Origin of the sequence: Paraburkholderia podalyriae (genome assembly GCF_014397785.1) — a bacterium.
Taxonomy (GTDB): Bacteria; Pseudomonadota; Gammaproteobacteria; order Burkholderiales; family Burkholderiaceae; genus Paraburkholderia; species Paraburkholderia podalyriae.
In genome coordinates this window covers 224,543-243,668 of the sequence record NZ_VZQQ01000003.1, presented here as the reverse complement: position 1 = coordinate 243,668, position 19,126 = coordinate 224,543, and the positions used below count along the sequence as shown (strand labels likewise).

At 60.9% G+C, this 19,126-nt stretch carries 16 protein-coding genes and 1 pseudogene; 11 read left to right on the top strand and 6 right to left on the bottom strand.

What is annotated here, in order from left to right:
• Nucleotides 1-253 precede the first annotated feature (253 nt).
• The 3 genes from F6X42_RS04945 (at nucleotide 254) to F6X42_RS04930 (ending at nucleotide 3,929) form a co-directional block, all read left to right on the top strand.
• Entirely contained in the window at nucleotides 254-1,408 is a 1,155-nt protein-coding gene (locus tag F6X42_RS04945; RefSeq protein WP_187633123.1) for an acyl-CoA dehydrogenase family protein, read from the top strand.
• Nucleotides 1,409-2,263: 855 nt separating this feature from the next.
• Nucleotides 2,264-3,133, top strand: a complete 870-nt coding sequence (locus F6X42_RS04935) for an IclR family transcriptional regulator (protein ID WP_184057186.1) — start codon at nucleotides 2,264-2,266, stop codon at nucleotides 3,131-3,133.
• A 7-nt stretch (nucleotides 3,134-3,140) separates the two neighbouring features.
• Nucleotides 3,141-3,929, top strand: a complete 789-nt coding sequence (locus F6X42_RS04930; RefSeq protein ID WP_187633121.1) for an IclR family transcriptional regulator — start codon at nucleotides 3,141-3,143, stop codon at nucleotides 3,927-3,929.
• Between the two features lie 54 nt (nucleotides 3,930-3,983).
• On the opposite strand, the gene F6X42_RS04925 is transcribed toward F6X42_RS04930, so the two are convergent.
• Both F6X42_RS04925 and F6X42_RS04920 read right to left on the bottom strand, forming a co-directional pair.
• The gene (locus F6X42_RS04925) at nucleotides 3,984-4,916 is read right to left on the bottom strand and encodes an electron transfer flavoprotein subunit alpha/FixB family protein (RefSeq protein ID WP_187633120.1); all 933 of its coding nucleotides are present in this window, start codon (nucleotides 4,914-4,916) and stop codon (nucleotides 3,984-3,986) included.
• A 13-nt stretch (nucleotides 4,917-4,929) separates the two neighbouring features.
• Nucleotides 4,930-5,679 carry an electron transfer flavoprotein subunit beta/FixA family protein gene (locus F6X42_RS04920; RefSeq protein WP_187633119.1) on the bottom strand — a complete coding sequence of 250 codons (750 nt, stop codon included), beginning with the start codon at nucleotides 5,677-5,679 and terminating at the stop codon, nucleotides 4,930-4,932.
• Between the two features lie 383 nt (nucleotides 5,680-6,062).
• On the opposite strand from F6X42_RS04920, the gene F6X42_RS04915 reads away from it, so the two are divergent.
• From F6X42_RS04915 to F6X42_RS04895, 5 genes are all read left to right on the top strand, one after another.
• The gene (locus tag F6X42_RS04915) at nucleotides 6,063-6,854 is read left to right on the top strand and encodes an SDR family oxidoreductase (protein WP_187633118.1); all 792 of its coding nucleotides are present in this window, start codon (nucleotides 6,063-6,065) and stop codon (nucleotides 6,852-6,854) included.
• 9 nt (nucleotides 6,855-6,863) lie between these two features.
• Nucleotides 6,864-7,709: an enoyl-CoA hydratase/isomerase family protein gene (locus F6X42_RS04910; RefSeq protein WP_184057178.1), complete on the top strand. Its 846-nt coding sequence runs from the start codon at nucleotides 6,864-6,866 to the stop codon at nucleotides 7,707-7,709.
• A 13-nt stretch (nucleotides 7,710-7,722) separates the two neighbouring features.
• A complete protein-coding gene (locus tag F6X42_RS04905) occupies nucleotides 7,723-8,910 on the top strand; it encodes a CaiB/BaiF CoA transferase family protein (RefSeq protein ID WP_246529961.1) in 1,188 nt (395 codons plus the stop codon).
• Nucleotides 8,911-9,035: 125 nt separating this feature from the next.
• A complete protein-coding gene (locus F6X42_RS04900) occupies nucleotides 9,036-9,866 on the top strand; it encodes an HpcH/HpaI aldolase/citrate lyase family protein (protein ID WP_187633117.1) in 831 nt (276 codons plus the stop codon).
• 136 nt (nucleotides 9,867-10,002) lie between these two features.
• Nucleotides 10,003-11,676, top strand: a complete 1,674-nt coding sequence (locus tag F6X42_RS04895; protein WP_187633116.1) for an electron transfer flavoprotein-ubiquinone oxidoreductase — start codon at nucleotides 10,003-10,005, stop codon at nucleotides 11,674-11,676.
• Nucleotides 11,677-12,143: 467 nt separating this feature from the next.
• On the opposite strand, the gene F6X42_RS45835 is transcribed toward F6X42_RS04895, so the two are convergent.
• The 3 genes from F6X42_RS45835 to F6X42_RS04880 all read right to left on the bottom strand — a co-directional run bounded on the left by F6X42_RS45835 (nucleotide 12,144) and on the right by F6X42_RS04880 (nucleotide 14,406).
• Entirely contained in the window at nucleotides 12,144-12,224 is an 81-nt protein-coding gene (locus tag F6X42_RS45835) for a hypothetical protein (protein WP_376776324.1), read from the bottom strand.
• A gap of 146 nt (nucleotides 12,225-12,370) precedes the next feature.
• Nucleotides 12,371-13,531: an acyl-CoA dehydrogenase family protein gene (locus F6X42_RS04885; RefSeq protein WP_184057173.1), complete on the bottom strand. Its 1,161-nt coding sequence runs from the start codon at nucleotides 13,529-13,531 to the stop codon at nucleotides 12,371-12,373.
• Between the two features lie 29 nt (nucleotides 13,532-13,560).
• Entirely contained in the window at nucleotides 13,561-14,406 is an 846-nt protein-coding gene (locus F6X42_RS04880) for an HTD2 family dehydratase (RefSeq protein WP_187633115.1), read from the bottom strand.
• 152 nt (nucleotides 14,407-14,558) lie between these two features.
• Between F6X42_RS04880 and F6X42_RS04875 the strand changes: the two genes are divergently transcribed.
• Both F6X42_RS04875 and F6X42_RS04870 read left to right on the top strand, forming a co-directional pair.
• A complete protein-coding gene (locus F6X42_RS04875; RefSeq protein WP_187633114.1) occupies nucleotides 14,559-15,506 on the top strand; it encodes a LysR substrate-binding domain-containing protein in 948 nt (315 codons plus the stop codon).
• Nucleotides 15,507-16,132: 626 nt separating this feature from the next.
• Nucleotides 16,133-17,401 carry an acetyl-CoA hydrolase/transferase family protein gene (locus F6X42_RS04870; RefSeq protein ID WP_512699616.1) on the top strand — a complete coding sequence of 423 codons (1,269 nt, stop codon included), beginning with the start codon at nucleotides 16,133-16,135 and terminating at the stop codon, nucleotides 17,399-17,401.
• Nucleotides 17,402-17,420: 19 nt separating this feature from the next.
• Here F6X42_RS04870 and F6X42_RS43820 read toward each other — a convergent pair.
• A pseudogene (locus tag F6X42_RS43820) lies at nucleotides 17,421-17,573 on the bottom strand (acetyl-CoA C-acyltransferase); the annotation flags it as partial.
• Between the two features lie 344 nt (nucleotides 17,574-17,917).
• Between F6X42_RS43820 and F6X42_RS04865 the strand changes: the two are divergent.
• Nucleotides 17,918-19,120 (top strand): ABC transporter substrate-binding protein, encoded by a 1,203-nt coding sequence (locus F6X42_RS04865; protein WP_246529973.1) that lies wholly within the window; start codon nucleotides 17,918-17,920, stop codon nucleotides 19,118-19,120.
• The last annotated feature ends 6 nt before the right edge of the window (nucleotides 19,121-19,126 follow it).

Below are 19,126 nucleotides of genomic sequence, written 5' to 3'. Positions count from 1 at the left end.
ATCCGATCAACCAGCGCTCAGAATGCGGGCCGCGGCCGAACGCTGTCAACGCGACGGGAAATGACATTCCGTACTTCGAAACACACGGGCTGTCATGGGCGCGGGATGAATAAGAAGAACACTAGGATGCATCCACTTGAAGGGCGTACTGGCTGATTCAAAGTACGGAACATCTCGACCAACGCCGTTGACGCTCGACTGTGCCGGCTCGCACGATGACTGCATGACGAAGTATCCGGAGAGACAAGGAACCATGATTCGCGATATCGAAACGATGAACGTACTGCGCGACAACATTGCACGCTTCGTACGTGAGCGTCTGATCCCCAATGAACAACGCGTGGCCGACACCGACGAAATTCCTCAAGACGTCGTCGACGATATGAAGACCATGGGCCTGTTCGGCCTGACGATCCCTGAGTCGTACGGCGGCCTCCAGCTAACGATGGAAGAAGAAGTGCTGGCGATGTTCGAGCTGGGCCGCGCATCGCCGGCGTTTCGCTCGCTGATTGGCACCACGGTCGGCATCGGCTCGCAGGGCATTCTCTTCGACGGCACCGAGGAGCAGAAGGCGCGGTATCTGCCGCGTTTGGCGACCGGCGAGATCATCGCTTCGTTTGCATTGACCGAGCCTGAGGCAGGTTCCGATGCCGCATCGGTGCGTACGACCGCGATTCGCGACGGCGATCACTACGTCGTCAACGGCACCAAACGCTACATCACCAACGCACCGCAGGCCGGCATCTTCACGCTGATGGCGCGCACCAACCCGGAAGACAAAGGGGCAGGCGGCATCTCGGCCTTCATCGTAGAAGCGGGCACGCCGGGCATGAGCTTCGGTAAGCGTGACAAGAAGATGGGGCAACGCGGCTCGCACACGTGCGACGTCATCTTCGAGAACTGCCGCGTCCCTGCGGAGAACCTGATCGGCGGCGTCGAAGGGAAGGGGTTCAAGACTGCGATGAAGGTATTGGACAAGGGTCGGATCCACATCGCGGCGATTTGCGTGGCCGTCGCACAGCGAATGCTCGACGACGCGTTGCTCTATGCGATCGAACGCAAGCAGTTCGGTCAGCCGATCGGCGAATTCCAGTTGGTGCAGGCCATGCTCGCGGATAGCCGGGCGGAACTCTACGCGTCGCGTTGCATGGTGCTTGACGCCGCGCGCCGCCGCGATGACGGGCAAAGCGTGAGCACCGAGGCGTCGTGCGCGAAGCTGTTCGCCTCTGAAATGTGCGGACGCGTTGCGGACCGTGCAGTTCAGATTCACGGTGGCGCGGGTTACATGAGCGAGTACGGGATTGAACGGTTTTATCGGGACGTACGCCTGTTCCGGATTTTCGAGGGCACCACCCAGGTTCAGCAACTGGTCATTGCCCGCAACATGCTGCGCGAAGCGAAGGCGTAGTCGACGAGGCGAGCGAAGAGCGGCACGATAAGGCTAGGAGGCACAAATGGACACGGCGCGGAACTCATTGCGCGATGCAGTGGAACGATGGTTGACCCCGAATAGAGCGATCCCGTTTCGTGTGCGCTCGTTTCGGCGTACCGAATGCAAACGATGTGTGAAGATCGAAGCCCGGGTGCCGACGGGACAGGTCGCGATCTGCTTCTTTCAACACGACGATGGAGCGTGGCAAGTCTTCCCGCCGTTTCCGCGCCGCGTGACGATGCGCGTCGCGTAGTCGGTGCGGCTGGCGCCGGAGAAATGACGGCGCCAGCCGCTCCATGTTCGGCGCAGCGAGATTGTCACCGCGCCATGAAAGCGAATGGACGCTCGTGCATTTGCCAAAGATTCATGTCACGAAGACCTGCACGATAACTCGTGACTCGTTGGCATGCTATTCATCGGTTTCTTCAGGTACCCACTGACCAAAGCCCATTGATTGCCCCGGTAGGCGAATCGACGATGCGAGTCCGAGATCGCTTAAACGCGCGTCGTCGGTGGGCGAGGCGATCGAACACCAATACGGGTGTCGCGTTCCGTACTGTGGGTGCCAGTTGCCAACCGATCCCCACCCGCTTTTCGGCCTAACTCAAGGGTTTTCCTGCATAGTTGCCATATCTTCATTAGAATATTCATTTCAAAGTACGGAACGCGATGCCCGTTTGGTTGACGCCGCCGAGGCGAGATCCTGTAATTCATGACATCGGACACATAAGAAGGTTGAGGGGCGGATCAGGTATCAAATGCCAGCGCCATCGATCCGAGTGAGCAGATCATTGCCGTGTCGAAGGCCACGTAACACAAACGGAGCGATCGATGTCGTCGCAAGCAAAGCAGGATATTTCGTCCCTTTCCGGGCGGGAAGTCGCCCGCTGGGAAGCGGTATCGATCGAAGGCGGCAAAGTTGGGGAAAGAGGACGCAGCGAGCGGACGATGATTGTGCCGCTTGCCCGAAGTCTCGCGATCCTGGAGGCATTTACGCCACAGGAGCCGTGGCTCGGAAATCAGGAGCTCGTGCACGAGACAGGCATTCCCGCGCCGACGGTTTCGCGCATGCTCCGCTCTCTCGTCGCGCTAGGTTACTTGCGCTATTCACCGGAGCATCGAAAGTACCGGCTTGCGGCGCCGGTTTTGTCACTGGGTTATGCGGCCATCGCACACTCGAATGTTCAGCTTCTTGCACGGCTCGAAATGCAGTCATTCGCAAACGCGAGCGAGACGTACGTCGTGCTGGGCACGCGCGATCGTCTCGACGTGATCGTGCTCGAAACCTGTGCGAGCAAACCGGCGTCCCTGGATCTCAAGCTGGGCGCAGGCACGCGTCTGCGCATTGCGTCGTCGCCAATGGGCTGGGCGTTGCTTGCTGCTCTGCCGGAACTTGAGCGCTTTTATCTGCTCGGCAACGTGGAAAGGAAAGCCGGACGGGACTGGCCTCATCTGCGACGGCGGATCAGTGAAGGAATCTCGCAGGTGCACAACGTCGGCTATTGCATGTCGCTCGGCGAATGGGAGCCGGATCTGACAATTCTGGCCGCGCCGTTGATCATTCAGGACCATACGCCGCTCGTGCTTGCGTGTATTGGCAGGAGCGTCAAGCTCGGGCGTGCTCGCGTCGAGCGGGAACTGGGCCCTCGGCTGGTTGCCGCGGCTCAATCTCTGCAGGAACAAGCGGTTTTGATGGACTGAGGCGAACATGACTACTACGGACGCGCAAAGAAACATCACGTTGACCGTCGAACGCGGACTCGAGGTGCTGTGCGCCTTCCGCGCCGCGCGTTCGCCGCTGTCCAACGCCGAACTGGTCCGACGCACCGGACTTCCGAAGGCGACCGTGTCTCGCTTGACGACGACGCTGATCTCGGTCGGATATCTTCGCAGGGTAGGCGGCGGACGTCAGTTTGAATTGAGCGCGGGCGCTTTGAGCATCGGCCATGCTTATCTGGAGGCGAATCCGATGACGCGCATCGTCAATCCGGTCATGCAGAAGTTGGCCGACAAGCTGGATTTGTCCGTCGCGCTGGCCATTCCGCACCATCTCGACATGCTGTATATCGGATGGCGCGCGAGCGGCAAGATCGCGACGCTGCGGCTGGGTGTCGGATCGCTGCTCCCGATAGAAACGACGGCGGTCGGCCGTGCCTACCTGTATGCGCTCCCGCAGGCTGAGCGTGAACCGCTCATCGCGGAACTGTTGGAGGCGGCCGGCGACCACGCGGATGTTGTCCGCAAGAATCTCGACACCGCATTCGACGATCTCCGGGAATCAGGAGTGTGCATGGCGGTCGGCGAGTACCAGCGAAACGCGTACGGGATCGCGCTTCCGTTGGTGATCGGACGATCGCATACCTTGATGACACTGAACTGCGGGGCGGTGGAATTGGTTCCGGACATGATGGCGATTCGGAAACGAGTCATTCCGGAATTGAAGTCCGCCGCCGTCAGGCTGACCGAACTTCTTGTGGACGTCGACTGCGAGCCCTGATATCGGAGCTAAATTGTTTGCAATAAGGGTCCGGTCGTAGGGTTGCTTACGCCTTTATAGCGCTGCTGTCAGTTCCGGTACGAGCGTGAACAGGTCGCCGACGAGGCCGTAATCGGCGACGCTGAAAATCGGCGCTTCCGGATCCTTGTTGATCGCGACGATGACCTTCGAGTCCTTCATGCCGGCCAGATGCTGGATCGCACCCGAGATGCCGACCGCGACATACAGTTGCGGCGCAACGATCTTGCCTGTCTGGCCGACCTGATAGTCGTTCGGCACGAAGCCCGCATCGACGGCCGCGCGCGATGCGCCGAGCGCCGCGCCGAGCTTGTCCGCGAGAGGTTCCAGAACCTTCGTGTAGTTCTCGCCATTGCCCAGACCACGGCCACCGGAGACGATGACCTTCGCGCTCGTCAGTTCCGGACGATCGAGCTTCGTCACTTCGCGGCTGACAAACTGCGAGATGCCCGCGTCGGCTGCCGCCTCGATCTTCTCGACTGCTGCGCTGCCGCCAACGGCGGCGACTGCGTCGAAGCCGGTCGAGCGCACGGTGATGACCTTGACCGGATCCTGAGACTGAACCGTCGCGATCGCGTTGCCCGCATAGATCGGGCGTTCGAACGTGTCGGCGCTATCCACTGCTGTGATGTCGCTGATCTGCGCGACGTCGAGCTTCGCGGCGATACGCGGCGCGATGTTCTTGCCGTACCCAGTGGCCGGCGCGAGGATGTGCGTGTAGTTCTTCGCGATGTCCAGCACGGTCGCTTCGACGTTTTCCGCGAGGCCCGCGGCGAGTTGCGGCGCGTCGGCGAGCAGCACTTTGGAAACGCTGGCGATCTTCGCTGCCGCATCGGCCGCAGCCTGCGCGTTGTGACCCGCGACCAGCACGTGAATGTCACCGCCGATCTTCTGTGCCGCCGCGATCGTGTTCAGCGTCGCGGCCTTGATCGACGCGTTGTCGTGTTCTGCAATTACCAGGTTCGTCATATCTCGTGTCTCCTCACAGCACCTTCGCTTCGGTCTTCAGCTTCTCGACCAGCGTCTTCACGTCCGGCACCTTCGCACCGGCGGAGCGTTTTGGCGGCTCGGCGACCTTCAGCGTCTTCAGACGCGGCGTGACATCGACGCCGAGCTCTTCGGGCTTGAGCGTTTCCAGCGGCTTCTTTTTCGCCTTCATGATGTTCGGCAACGTCACGTAGCGCGGCTCGTTCAGGCGCAGATCGGTCGTCACCACGGCGGGCAGCGTCAGCGACAGCGTTTCGGCACCGCCATCGACTTCGCGCGACACCGTCGCTTTACCGTCGGCAACCACCACCTTCGACGCGAACGTCGCCTGCGGCAGGTTCGCGAGCGCCGCGAGCATCTGTCCGGTCTGGTTCGAATCGTCGTCGATGGCCTGTTTGCCGAGAATGACCAGCGACGGCTGTTCTTTGTCGACTAGCGCCTTCAGCACCTTGGCAACCGCCAGCGGTTCCAAGCCAGCATTCGCCTCGACGAAAATCGCACGGTCTGCGCCAATTGCCAGCGCCGTGCGCAGCGTTTCCTGAGCCTGCGTGACACCGATCGATACGGTAATCACCTCCGTCGCTACGCCCGCTTCCTTCAGTCGCACTGCCTCTTCCACCGCGATTTCATCGAACGGATTCATCGACATCTTTACGTTTGCAATGTCGACACCCGTGCCGTCCGACTTCACGCCGACCTTCACATTCGCGTCGACCACGCGCTTGACAGGGACCAATACTTTCACTCTGTGCCTCCTTTGTGTCCAACACTCCGCTTTCAATTTTGCGGACCTTGAATCGTACCTGTTTTGCTTCAGCGACAAATCGTCTAGCCGCGCGTGAGCCGCCATACGTGCCTCGGGATCAACAGTGTCGGTCGACGGGTTGGCGCGTCAATATCGCCCGATCAATGATTCCGTACTTCAAAAACCGCACGGTGCCTGCTTATCCACCTCGGTAAGCCCAGTTTTCGCGGTTGAGATAATGCGGCGTGCCGCCCGCATTTCGACGGACGGAACAACGTCGACGCCCGCATTGACGTCTCCATGTGCAGCGGACACGATTGACCTGCATCTCGACCGCGCTCGAAGCACGGCATGCGGCCCCCCGGTGTTCAGGCAGGCGATCTATGAAACTGGATCTTGAAGGGCGATCAGTCCTCGTTACCGGTGCTTCGCAAGGAATCGGAGCCGGCATTGCGAAGGCCTTCGCACGAGAGGGCTGCCGCTTGTGCCTCGTGGCCCGCTGCGCTGAAAAACTGGAATTGGTGGCGCAAGAGATTGTGTCGAGCTGGGACGTTGACGTCGATGTGCTCGCGATCGACATGACCGGGCAAGGCGCAATTGCGCGAGTGGCCGAATTTGCACGAGGCGTCGACGTGCTGATCAACAACGCGGGAAGCATCCCGGCGGGCACGCTTTGGGATGTCGACGAGGCGCAGTGGCGTAGCGGCTGGGAGCTGAAAGTATTCGGCTACATCAACCTCATCCGCGCGCTTTATCCGGAAATGGCCGCGCGTCGCCGCGGTGTGATTCTGAACAACATCGGCAACGGTGGAGAGAATTTCGATTTCAACTACATCGCCGGTTCGACTGGTAATGCGGCGCTGATGGCATTCACGCGCGCGCTGGGGGGCCGTAGCCTCGCGGACGACGGCGTTCGCGTAGTCGGCGTGAATCCGGGCCCAGTGGAAACCGAGCGCATCAGGAAGGTGCTGAAGGGCCACGCGCAACGTGAGCTCGGCGACGAATCGCGCTTCGTCGAATTACTCAAGGGTTATCCGCTCGGCCGTGCAGCGACCGTCGACGAGATTGCGGAGCTCTTCGTTTTCCTGGCGTCCAGTAAGTCGAGCTACACATCGGGAACGATCGTCACGGTGGATGGCGGCATCACGTCGCGCCGATCGGTGAGTCAAACATAAGGAGGAAGTATGTCTGAGAGCAACAAGGAGACGTCCACGTACGGCTCTTATTCGAGTCTTGCGTTCGATCGTCCCGAGAGCGGGGTCCTGCGTATCACGCTGAATCGCCCGGAGCGGCTCAACGCGCTCGACGCACGCGGGCACGATGAACTGGCTCGGGTGTGGCGCGACGTCGATGAGGATGCGAGCGTCGGCGCCGTGATCCTATGCGGCGCGGGGAAATCGTTCTCCGCCGGCGGCGACTTCGACATGGTGGAAGAAATGATCGATTCGTTCGACGCACGCGTGCGCGTGTGGCGCGAATCCAAGGATCTCGTCTACAACATCATCAACTGCTCGAAGCCGATCGTGTCCGCGATTCACGGCTCGGCGGTCGGCGCCGGTCTTGTCGCCGCGCTGCTTGCGGACATCTCGGTCGCGGGCCGCTCGGCACGCCTCGTCGACGGACATACGCGACTGGGCGTGGCCGCAGGCGATCACGCGGCGATTATCTGGCCGTTGCTCTGCGGCATGGCGAAGGCCAAATATCACCTCATGCTCTGTGAACCCGTGAGCGGCGAGAAGGCGGAGCAAATCGGGCTTGTATCGGTCGCGGTGGACGACGCGGACGTGCAGGAGATGGCGCTGTCGATCGCGACGCGGCTCGTGAGCGGCGCGCCTTCGGCAACCCGCTGGACCAAGTACGCGCTCAATAACTGGCTGCGTCAGGCGGGGCCGATTTTCGATGCGTCCCTCGCGCTTGAAATGCTTGGCTTCGGGGGCGCCGAGGTGTGCGAAGGTGTGAAGTCGTTCCGCGAGAAGCGTGTGCCCGAATTTCCCGTGGATACGCCGGTTTCCCCGGCGCGCTGTGCATAAGAAAGGATAACGAATGATGGCGAAGGTTCTGGAAGGCATTCGTGTTCTCGATTTCGGGCGCTATATCGCCGGCCCGTTCTGCGCGGCCCTGCTTGGGGATTTCGGCGCTGACGTGATCCGGATAGACCGGATCGGCGGCAGCGAGGATCGCTTCGTGATGCCGGTGACCGAGGGCGGCGAAGGGGCAGTCTTTCTGCAGTCGAATCGAAACAAGCGCTCGTTGACGCTAGATATCGATTGCCCACAGGGACGAGAGGTCGCGCAGCGGCTGATTCGCACCGCGGACGTGGTTGTCGCGAACATGCCGCCGAAGACGCTGGCGAACCTTGGCCTCGATTACGAATCCTTGTGTGCGGTCAAGCCGGATATCGTCCTGACGGCGTCGTCCGCATTCGGAACGCACGCGGATGCGGCGCATCGAGTCGGATTCGACGGGGTGGGGCAAGCAATGAGCGGCGCGGTGTATCTGTCAGGCATGCCCAACAACCCGGCGAAAGCGATGGTGCCGGTGGTGGACTTCGCGACCGCCATGTCATGTGCGCTCGGTACGGTCATGGCGCTGTACGAGCGTCGCAAGAGCGGCAAGGGGCAGGTCGTGGAAGGCTCGCTGCTGCAGACGGCATTAACCTTCGCGAGCGGCGTACTAATCGAGGAATCGGTTTTGAGCCTCGATAGGCAAGCAACCGGCAATCGCAGCCCAAGCTATGGGCCATCGGATATCTTCCGTACCGCGGATGGCTGGATCATCGCGCAAGTGATCGGACAATCGTCGTTCAAGCGATGGGCGCACATGGTCGGCGCCCCCGAACTGATCGACGATCCGCGCTTCAGTGACGATGTGAGCCGTGGTGAGAACGGGCAGATATTGAGCGAGATGATGTCGCAGTGGTGCGCGGCACGCAACCGCGCGGAGGCGCTCGACGCGCTGGAGAAGGCCAAGATTCCGGCCGGCCCGGTCTATTCGCCGCGCGAAGCACTCGACGATCCGGTGGTCCGAGCATCGAAGGCATTCGACTGGGTCGATTATCCGGGGCTTTCGCGTTCCGCGCCGATCGTGTTGTCGCCCACCACTTTGTCGCGCACGCCGCCAACGATCGAATCGCGTCCGCCGACGATCGGTGAGCACACGACCGAGGTTCTGCGCGAGGTCGGCTACAGCGATTCGGAGATCGCTGCGCTTCGCGACCTGGGCGTGGCGTAAGCCGATGCGACGAGTGGCGCCGAACATCGCGGCGGCCGCGGCCTGTCGGCGAGCCGTCTTCGCTCGGCGTGCCTCGGTGCATTCCTGCGACCAACTGAACAACCGACGTGCAGCAGGAATTCAAAATGTCGCTTAACTCACCATTTCCGGCGCAGTCTTATCTGTTCGTGCCGGGCAGCCGGCCGGACCGCTTTCAGAGCGCCCTGACGAGCGGCGCCGATGCCGTCATCGTCGATCTGGAAGACGCGGTCGAGCCCGCGGCAAAGGACTCGGCCCGCGCGTCGGTCGCCGCATGGCTGTCGCGCAGCCGTCCTGTGCTACTGCGAATCAATGGCTGGGGTACGCCCTGGTTCGAAGCAGACGCAAAGCTGGCGTCGCTGGATGGCGTGGCGGGCATCGTGCTTCCAAAGACAGAGCACGCGTCCGACGTGATCAACCTGGTTTCGTTGGCGCGACGCAGGCTACCCGTTTTTCCGCTCATCGAAACGGCTGTCGGCATGTTGTCGGCTATGGAAATTGCCAAGGCGCCCGGCGTGGAACGGCTGATGTTCGGCACGCTCGATTTCATTGCCGAAATGGGCATGCAGGAAGATCGCGAGGCGTTGAATCCGTATCGCGCACAGCTTGCATTGATCTCGCGCGTTGCGGGGCTGGAGCAACCGGTCGACGGCGTCACGCCCGACATCAACGACGCCGAGCGATTGATCGCCGATGCCACGAACGGAAAGAGAATTGGTTTCGGTGCGAAGCTGTGCATTCATCCGAAGCAGATCGCGGCCGTCCATGCGTGTTATCGACCCGATGAACAGCAACTCGCGTGGGCGAAGCGTGTCGTGGAGGCGATGGCGCAATCGGGCCCCGGCGCGATCACTGTAGACGGAAAAATGGTCGATCGACCGGTCTTGTTGCGCGCCCAACGACTGCTTGCGTCGGCTGCGGGCTCGCTGCAGGCGTAATCCGCTCAGGCGCGCGCGCTTTTAAACGCGGATTTGCCACTATCAACACAGTGAAAAATGGCCAGCCGTCATGACGCGGCCGGTTTCCCAACGGGACCGGAGTCTGTCGCATTCTCACATTTCTCGAAATCAGCATATGTCTCACCCCAGCATCATTGAGCAGTACGGCCCGCGCGAGTCGATGGAATATGACGTCGTCATCGTCGGCGGCGGCCCTGCGGGCCTGTCGGCGGCCATTCGCCTGAAGCAGCGCGCCGCCGAACAAGGCGCTGACATTGGCGTGTGCGTACTCGAAAAAGGCTCGGAGATCGGGGCGCATATCCTGTCGGGCGCCGTGATGGACCCGCGCGCGATCACCGAACTGATCCCGGACTGGAAAGAAAAAGGCGCGCCGCTGACGGTCGACGTGACCGAGGACCGCTTCCTGTTCCTCTCGGCGACGGGCGCGAAGAGCGTGCCGGCCTGGGCGCTGCCGGACAACTTCAAGAACCACGGCAACTATGTGATCAGCCTCGCGAACGTGACGCGCTGGCTGGGCCAGCAGGCCGAGGCGCTCGGCGTGGAAATCTTCCCGGGCTTTCCGGCGGCCGAAGTGCTGTACAACGAAGACGGGTCGGTCAAGGGGGTCGCGACCGGCAACCTCGGCATCGGCAAAGACGGCCAGCCGACCGAGAACTTCCAGCTCGGCATGGAACTGCACGCGAAGTACACACTGTTCTGCGAAGGCGCGCGCGGCCACCTCGGCCGTCAATTGAACGATAAATTCAAGCTGCGCGACGGCGCCGATCCGCAGGTCTATGGCCTCGGCATCAAGGAGTTGTGGGAAATCGATCCCGCGAAGCACAAGCCGGGTCTGGTGATGCACACCGCCGGCTGGCCGCTCGAAAACGACACGTACGGCGGCTCGTTCCTCTATCACATGGACAACAACCAGGTCGTGGTGGGCTTCGTGGTCGGCCTCGGCTACTCGAATCCGTATCTGTCGCCATTCGAGGAATTCCAGCGCTACAAGACGCATCCGGCGATCCGCGCGATTCTCGAAGGCGGCAAGCGCGTGTCGTACGGCGCGCGCGCGATCACCGCGGGCGGCCTGATGTCGCTGCCGAAGCTGGTGTTCCCGGGCGGTGCGCTGGTGGGTGACGATGCGGGCTTCCTGAACGCGTCGCGGATCAAGGGCTCGCACGCCGCGATCAAGACCGGCATGCTCGCGGCCGACGCCGCGTTCGACGCCGTGCAGGCCGGCCGTCAGTCGGACGAACTGACCGCCTACCCGGAAGCGTTCAAGACGTCGTGGCTCTACACCGAGCTGTATCGCGCGCGCAATTTCAAGCAGTGGATGAGCAAGGGTCTGTACCTCGGCACGCTGATGGTCGGTCTCGAACAGAAGCTGCTCGGTGGCAACGTGCCGTGGACGCTCCATCACCAGCATTGGGATCACGAAATGCTGAAGCCGGCTTCTCAGTGCAAGCCGATCACCTATCCGAAACCGGACGGCAAGCTGACGTTCGACCGGTTGTCTTCGGTGTTCATCTCGAACACGAACCACGAAGAAAACCAGCCGGCGCACCTGACGCTGAAGGATCCGACCGTGCCGGTCAACGTGAACTGGCAGACCTATGCGGGACCGGAGTCGCGCTATTGCCCGGCCGCAGTGTACGAGTTCGTGAAGAACGACGATGGCAGCGAGCGGCTCGTCATCAACGCGCAGAACTGCGTGCATTGCAAGACGTGCGACATCAAGGATCCGACGCAGAACATCGTATGGGTCACGCCGGAAGGCGGTGGCGGTCCGAACTATCCGAATATGTAATGCGGTGGGCGCCGCGTCTTCGCGGCGCTTTTCGTCTTTAAGTGTTTGCGCCGCTGTGAGTGGGTAGACGTAGAAATGAGGTTTGCTGAGGCGGCACCGAGTCCAATGGACAGCCATGCAGTGACGCAGCCCGCTTCTTCCGCGCTTCCCCGACCATCGGAGAGGCATAAGCCAGTCAATGCTACACGACGCCCCAGTTGCGCAGCCCGGCAATGCGACTCTCGTCATGCCCAACCCGTGCAGGATCGCATTGGTTTGTTCAGCGAGCGCCGCGCTGGCGCATCTCCGGCTCATTCCGAGCCGTCAATCGTGGCGGATCGAGGGCCGGCACGCGCGCGCAGTTGATCGTGTTCCAGGCAGCGCGCATGTCGTTCACCCGAGCGTTCGCGATACCAGCCTCTTTCAGACGCACAACGACCTCTCCGCGCTCAACTTGGAGACGGCAGTATGGCAGTATGGATCACCGATTAGGGTCGCTGCATTGCGCCGGGCGGGAGATTCCGCACGAGAACGTCCGCCTGCGCGAGCAACTGAAGAACGATGTTCACTGCGTCGGGCTGTTTGACGTCGAGCGTCAGACTCTCCTGCAAACGATTGGCCCATACCAAGTGGACGCAAGGCTCGACACGCGTTCAACCCAATCGCGCACGAAGTCGCCGGTGATACCTGAAAGGGGACCCATGATGCTTCTCCGTCAGAACGAACGCGGCAAGTCGAGGACGTGTTCCGCCACGTACGACAGAATCAGGTTCGTTGAGATAGGCGCAACCTGATAGAGGCGCGTCTCGCGGAACTTGCGTTCGACGTCGTATTCGCACGCGAAGCCGAAGCCGCCGTGGAACTGCAGACAGGCGTTGGCCGCTTCCCACGATGCATCAGCTGCGAGCAGTTTCGCCATGTTGGCCTGCGTACCGCAAGACTCGTGCGCGTCGTAGCGCCGGGCGGCTTCGAAACGCATTAGGTTCGCTGCCTCGACGTTGACGTAGGCGCGCGCAATTGGAAACTGCACGCCCTGATTCTGGCCGATCGGCCGGCCGAACACGACGCGGTCCTTCACATATTGCGAGACCTTGTCGATGAACCAATAGCCGTCGCCGATACATTCCGCAGCGATCAGCGTGCGTTCCGCGTTCAGACCGTCAAGAATGTACTTGAATCCTTTGCCTTCTTCACCGATCAGGTTTTCCGCCGGGATCTCGAGATTGTCAAAGAACAGTTCATTCGTTTCGTGGTTCACCATGTTCGGAATCGGACGAATGGTGAGCCCTTTGCCAACCGCCTCATGAAGATCGACGAGAAAGATCGACATGCCTTCGCTCTTCTTCTTGACGTCGGCGAGGGGTGTGGTGCGCGCGAGCAGGATCATCATGTCCGAGTGCAGCACGCGCGAGATCCATACCTTCTGTCCGTTGATCACGTAGCGGTCGCCTTTGCGCACCGCCGTCGTCTTGATCTTCGTCGTATCGGTGCCGGTTGTTGGTTCCGTTACGCCCATCGATTGCAGGCGCAACTCGCCCGATGCGATGCGCGGCAGATAGCGCTCCTTCTGCGCGTCCGAGCCGTGGCGTAGCAGCGTGCCCATGTTGTACATCTGTCCGTGGCACGCGCCGGAATTGCCGCCTGAACGGTTGATCTCCTCCATGATGATCGACGCCTCGGTGAGCCCAAGGCCCGAACCGCCATATTCCTGCGGAATCAGCGCCGCGAGCCAGCCGGCCTTCGTCAGCGCGTCAACGAAGGCTTCAGGATAGCCGCGCTCTTCGTCGACCTTGCGGAAGTACTCCGCCGGAAACTGGCTGCACAGGTCGCGAACGGCTTCGCGAAGGTCTTGATATTGATCGGTTGCATGATTCATCGAGTGCATCCCAAAGAAATGATTGAAAATCAGGCGAGCGTCGCACGCGCGGACATCGTGAGCCAGCCTTCGTGATCCTTTGCCCACAGTTCCACCGACTTTCCACCGGGAGACAACTGGCCGCACACCGACAACGAATGGCCGAGAAACGTTGGACGAACCGCCTTGAACGCGTATTCGCGAACGACGGCGTCAGGCAGAGAACGAGAAAGCAGATCGAGCAGCAGCGTCGCAATCAGGGGGCCATGAACGACCAGATCGGGATAGCCTTCAGCGTCGCGCGCATAAATTTTGTCGTAGTGGATGCGATGGCCGTTGAAAGTCAGCGCAGAGTAGCGAAACAGCATTGGCTCCGACGGCAGAATCTCGCGTTGCCAATGCGCGTTAGTGGGAGCCGGTTGCGGGCGTGGCAACGGTGCTCCGGGTTCCGCGGGTTCGCGGTAGACGATGTCCTGTTCTTCGCGAATGACCGTTTGACCGCTGACGTCGATCACATGCTCGACGGTGACGAACGCGAGCCGGCCACTACGCCCCCCCTTGTTCTCGATCGACAATACGCGCGACATGCGTGTCGCGGCGTCGCCGATTCGTAGCGGGTCGTGGAAGAAAAGACGTCCGCCGGCGGCCATCCTGCGCGGCAACCCGAGATCGGGAAGAAAGCCGCCGATGCGTGGATGGCCGTCCGCTCCCAGATTGGACTGCTGCGCGACGGACCAAAAATAGAGCCAATGCCAGATGGGCGGAAGTGCGTCGCCGAGATTGAAGCCGGTGTTGCGATCGAGCGTCGCGGCGAGGGCGGTGGCGGGAGCCGGAGAGATCAGATCGTGAGCGACCTGAGTGGCGCCATCGAGGCGGCTTGCGTGGGATTCGTTCATGGCTGTCTCAATGGCTGCATGCGTGGCTGCATGCGAGCCGCTTTGGAATGGTATTTAGCCGACTGTATGTGAACGGCCGTTGCAACGGAAATACCAATTGAACGTGCCTGCCATAGATGTATCCTATGGCATCACATTTGACCGCCTGCACCATGGACATTCGCCAACTGCGCTATTTCGTCAGCATCGTCGAATATGGGAGCCTCGGCAAAGCGGCGGAAAAGCTCTACGTCGCCCAGCCGTCACTGAGCCATCAGGTCGCGAAGATCGAGGAGGATCTGGGCGTCGCGTTGCTCGTGCGTAGCCCGCAGGGAATGAAGCCTACGCCGGCTGGACAAGCGCTGTATCGGCATGCCAGGCTGGTGCTGCGGCAGATGGATCAGTTACGGCAGGAGGTCAAGGCGGACGCGGGCGTGGAGTCTGGCACGGTTGCGGTTGGGTTTCCCACCACGATGACGTCGTTGCTTGCCACGCCCGTATTCGAGCGAGTCAGAGCGCGCTACCCGGGCATCCACCTGCAATTCTTCGAGAGCATGAGCGGGTACATCAACGAACTGCTGGCGAATGGGCGGCTCGATCTGGCGATTCTCTTTCGCGAATCTAATACGCCCGGCATCACCGCCATGCCGCTATTCGACGAAGAACTGTACGTGCTCGGCGAACCGGGTGGCGATGTCGCGCCGCGAGCGCGGACCTGCAGCCTTGCGTCTCTCGCCGGCGCATCGCTGGTTGCACCGAGCGTGTCGAACGGGCTGCGTCTGCTGCTCGAACGCGCATTTGCGCGCGAGGAGACACCGCTGAATATCGTTGCCGATATCGATTCGTTGCCGACCCTGTTATCCATCGCTCACTCGGGCGCGGCATGCACCATTCTGCCGGCATCCGCACTTGCTTCACGCGATATCGCGAGCCGGCCAAAAATGCGCCGAATCGTGGACCCGGAAATCAGTCGACCGGCCAGCCTGTGCTGGTCGAACACCGCGCCCGTCATGTCGGCGACGTTGGCCGTGCGGCAGATCATCGTAGAACTGATCGTCGAATTGACCGAAAGTGGGGCATGGACGGGCATTATGTTACGCCCGCCTGTAGACGCGCATTGATAGCGCGAAACGGCTACACGCAGGGAAACGCTTGAACATCGAATGCGGTGCTGCTGCGGCACGCGCTTATTCAGATCGCTGATCTTTCAGCCTTGACTTCCTGGATTAATCCTTAAACTGCTCCTGCTGTTCCGTACAGTGAGAGCGGGATTGGCTCGTCTAATGGAAATCCATGAGTTGCGCGCACACAATCTCCATGCCGAACGGTGCGATTTCGCGACGACGCATCCTTAAGTTTGTGCTGTGGCGAGTGCGTCGATCGGAACGCATGTTGCGCACTTTTATTTGTTCGTCAAAGTACGGAACAGTCATGGAAGCCGCGTTGACGCTCGAATAGGGCGATGATGCAATGGGCTTAACGTGCTTCGGCAAATCTGGCGATGATGGAATCGCGATTGGTGAGCAGACGATTCTGAGCGGACGGCTTGGAATGTAGTGATCGGCAAGGTGGGAAGTTTTATTTGTAATTAGCTAATCATAGTAAATACGAGAAAAACTCTTCACCGGTCAGCCGGCGACGTCCTGCGGGCTGAAAATAACCATACCGGGTCATTGCCCGGAGGAGACGAAATGAGACGAGTGACACCTGCGCTCGGTCCGGCATGAGTTCCGCGGAACTAACCCTTTTGGAAGGATCGAATGCAACTGCATCGGTCGGCCGTGGTCTGGATCTCTCCAGCCTGATCCGCTCCGGCGACACGGTGATGTGGGGGCAGTCGCATGCCGAGCCCGTTACGCTGATGCGTGCGCTCGTCGCACAGCGGGATCGGCTGCGGCGCATCCGCATCTTTCTCGGCATCGGCCTCGCCGATGTGTTGACTCCCGAGCATGCCGACGCGTTCGATTTTCTCGCGTATTGTGGCAGCGGGTCTAACCGCAAGCTGGCGCGCGCGGGCGTACTTGACATTCTTCCCGCTCATTATTCGCAGCTTCCGGGGTTGATTCGAAGCGGCGCGCTGCGTATTGACGTCGTGATGCTGCAGGTGTCGCCGCCGGACGAGCACGGACGCTATAGCCTCGGACTGGCGCGCGAATACCTCGTCGAAGCGGTGAAGAACGCCCGCGCCATCATCGCCGAAGCTCATCCCGATGTGCCGTGGACGTATGGCGAGCCATACCTGCAGGCGTCCGACATCGATCTTCTGATTGAATCGGACGTTCCGTTTCCGGCCGGACCGGCTTCCGTCCCCGGTCCTGTGGAGCTGGCGATTGGCCAACATGTGGCGACCCTCGTGGAAGACGGCGCCACATTGCAAACAGGCATTGGAGCAATTCCCGACGCGGTGCTTGCGCAACTCCGAAACAAACACGACCTCGGCGTCCATACCGGCAGCATCGGAGACGGCATCGCGGAACTCTGCGAAGCGGGCGTCATCACGAATGCGCGGAAGACCATCGACGAGGGGATCACCGTCGGCGGAGTTGTCATCGGTTCCGAACGCGTTCGCCGCTTCGCGCACTGCAATCGTGCGCTAGCGCTGCGCGGCACGGAATACACGCACAACCCGGACGTGTTGCGCAGGATCGACCGGTTCGTCGCGATCAATTCGGCCGTGGAAGTGGATCTGACTGGGCAGGTGAACGCCGAGGTTGCGGCGGGCACCTATGTAGGGGCGGTCGGCGGCATCGGCGATTTTCTTCGCGCGGCGCAGTTCAGCCATGGAGGCGTGCCGATCATCGCTCTGCCGTCGACGGCGGGCCGCCACAGCCGGATCGTGGTGCAGCTTTCGGGGCCGGTCACCATACCGCGAGGCGATGCGTGCGTGATCGTCACCGAATACGGCGTCGCGGATTTGCGAGGTCTCTCGCTTCGCCAACGTATTCCGAAGCTGATCGCCCTTGCGCATCCCGATCACCGGGAGCGGCTGGAACGAGAAGCGCGGACAAGTCGTTGAGAAGCACTGCAAATGAGCTCGGGCCGATGTCCATCTTCGACGGCTCCCACCCGTCGACCTCCCATCCGACGAGATGACGGAGCGGCACGCACTCGAGTTCGTCCAGCTTGTCCTCGGCGACGATCAGGCAAGCCGCGGCGGCGGTGTTCTGCTGACTGGCGTTGTCCGCCGTCGCCCGAAACAGGTCGCGCATCACCTCGACAAGCGTCTTGGTTAGCCATTCCGACCCAATGCGCTCCACCTCGTGAGCCGACTGCAAAGACGTGCCTTTCAAAATCATGCGACGCGTGATCGGCCGCGTCTACTGTAGCTTGCCGCTGAGTGATCTGTCGTCGCAGGGCAACCCGACGTCTCTCCACAAGATCTGCACGGTGGTTCGTAAGTTGGGAGAACGCGGCTTCAGCAAGCTGAGCGCTGTTCCATCTAGTTCCGTTGTACGGAATATTCAAGCGGCAGTTGCGAGAGGCGAAAGAGTTGGATGGTCCAATAGATTCACAATACAAGGAGACACTCGTGATGCGCCTCATAGCAGCTGCCGTTGCCATTCTATCTTCCTCCCTCGCGCTCGCACAAACGGGGGGAGAACCAATCAAGATCGCCGCTTCCTTCGACCTGAGCGGACCGGCCGCCAGCTATGGGCAGATGGCCCAGAACGGCGCGCAGTTTGCCGTGGAGGTGTTGAATAAGCGCGGCGGCGTGCTAGGCCACCCCGTAGTCCTCAATATTCAGGATAACGGAACGAACCCTCAGCGCGCGGTAAGCCAGGCGACCGCAATGGTACGCGATGGCGCCGTGTTCCTGATCGCCCCGCAGATTTCGGCAAGCACCCTGGCGGTGAGCAAGACTGTATCGGCGAAAATGAAAGTGCCAATGTGCGTGTCGGTGTCGCGCACCGTTGATACGACGATGAAGGACTTCCAGCCCTACATCTTCTCAGTGGTGCCCAATCAGTACATGGCTCTCCGCGCGGTGGCCATTCGCGTCGCAAAGCAGGGCCACAAGCGCGTCGCCCTCATCAGCAACGATAGCGCCGGCGGACGAAGTTCGGTGGAGCAGTTGATCGGCTTCCTCAAGGAAGAGAATCCGCAAATTCAGGTTGTAGCGGAGGAGTACACGCCCCTTGGGCTGCAGGACTTCACCGCGACGCTGAATAAGGTGGCTGCAGCGAAACCGGACTGGGTGTTCTCCGGCCATTTCGGCTCGGATGTGATAACCCTGTCCAAACAGGGCAAGGCCATGGGGTTTTTCAAGCCGGGGCAGTTCTTCACCTTGTACGACTCGGAGACCCTGAAGTCGCTCGGCGCGGATGCAGTGCTCGGGTCCGAGGGCTACGCGGCGGCGCCGATGAATTACATGACGAAGATGGGCCCGGAATCGCGCGATTTCGTCGAACGCTACAAGGCGCGATATGGCCAATATCCAGGGGACGACGCCAGCATGACTTACGACTGCGTCATGACTTGGGCGCAGGCGACAACTATGGCGAAGTCAACCAAAGCGGATGACGTGATGAAGTCTATCGTCTCAAACGAATTCGACTCCACTCGTGGCAAGTTCCGTTTCGGCAAGATCGATCACATGGGTGAGGTTCCCACTTTCATTGGCAAGGTCGTGGACAGCAAGGAATTTGCCCAACCTGTCCTTGAAGTCGAGGAGGCTATCCCGGGCTCATTGTCACGCGCCCCGGATGCGGTAATCCTGAAATCCCGGCAACAGTAGGAGGTG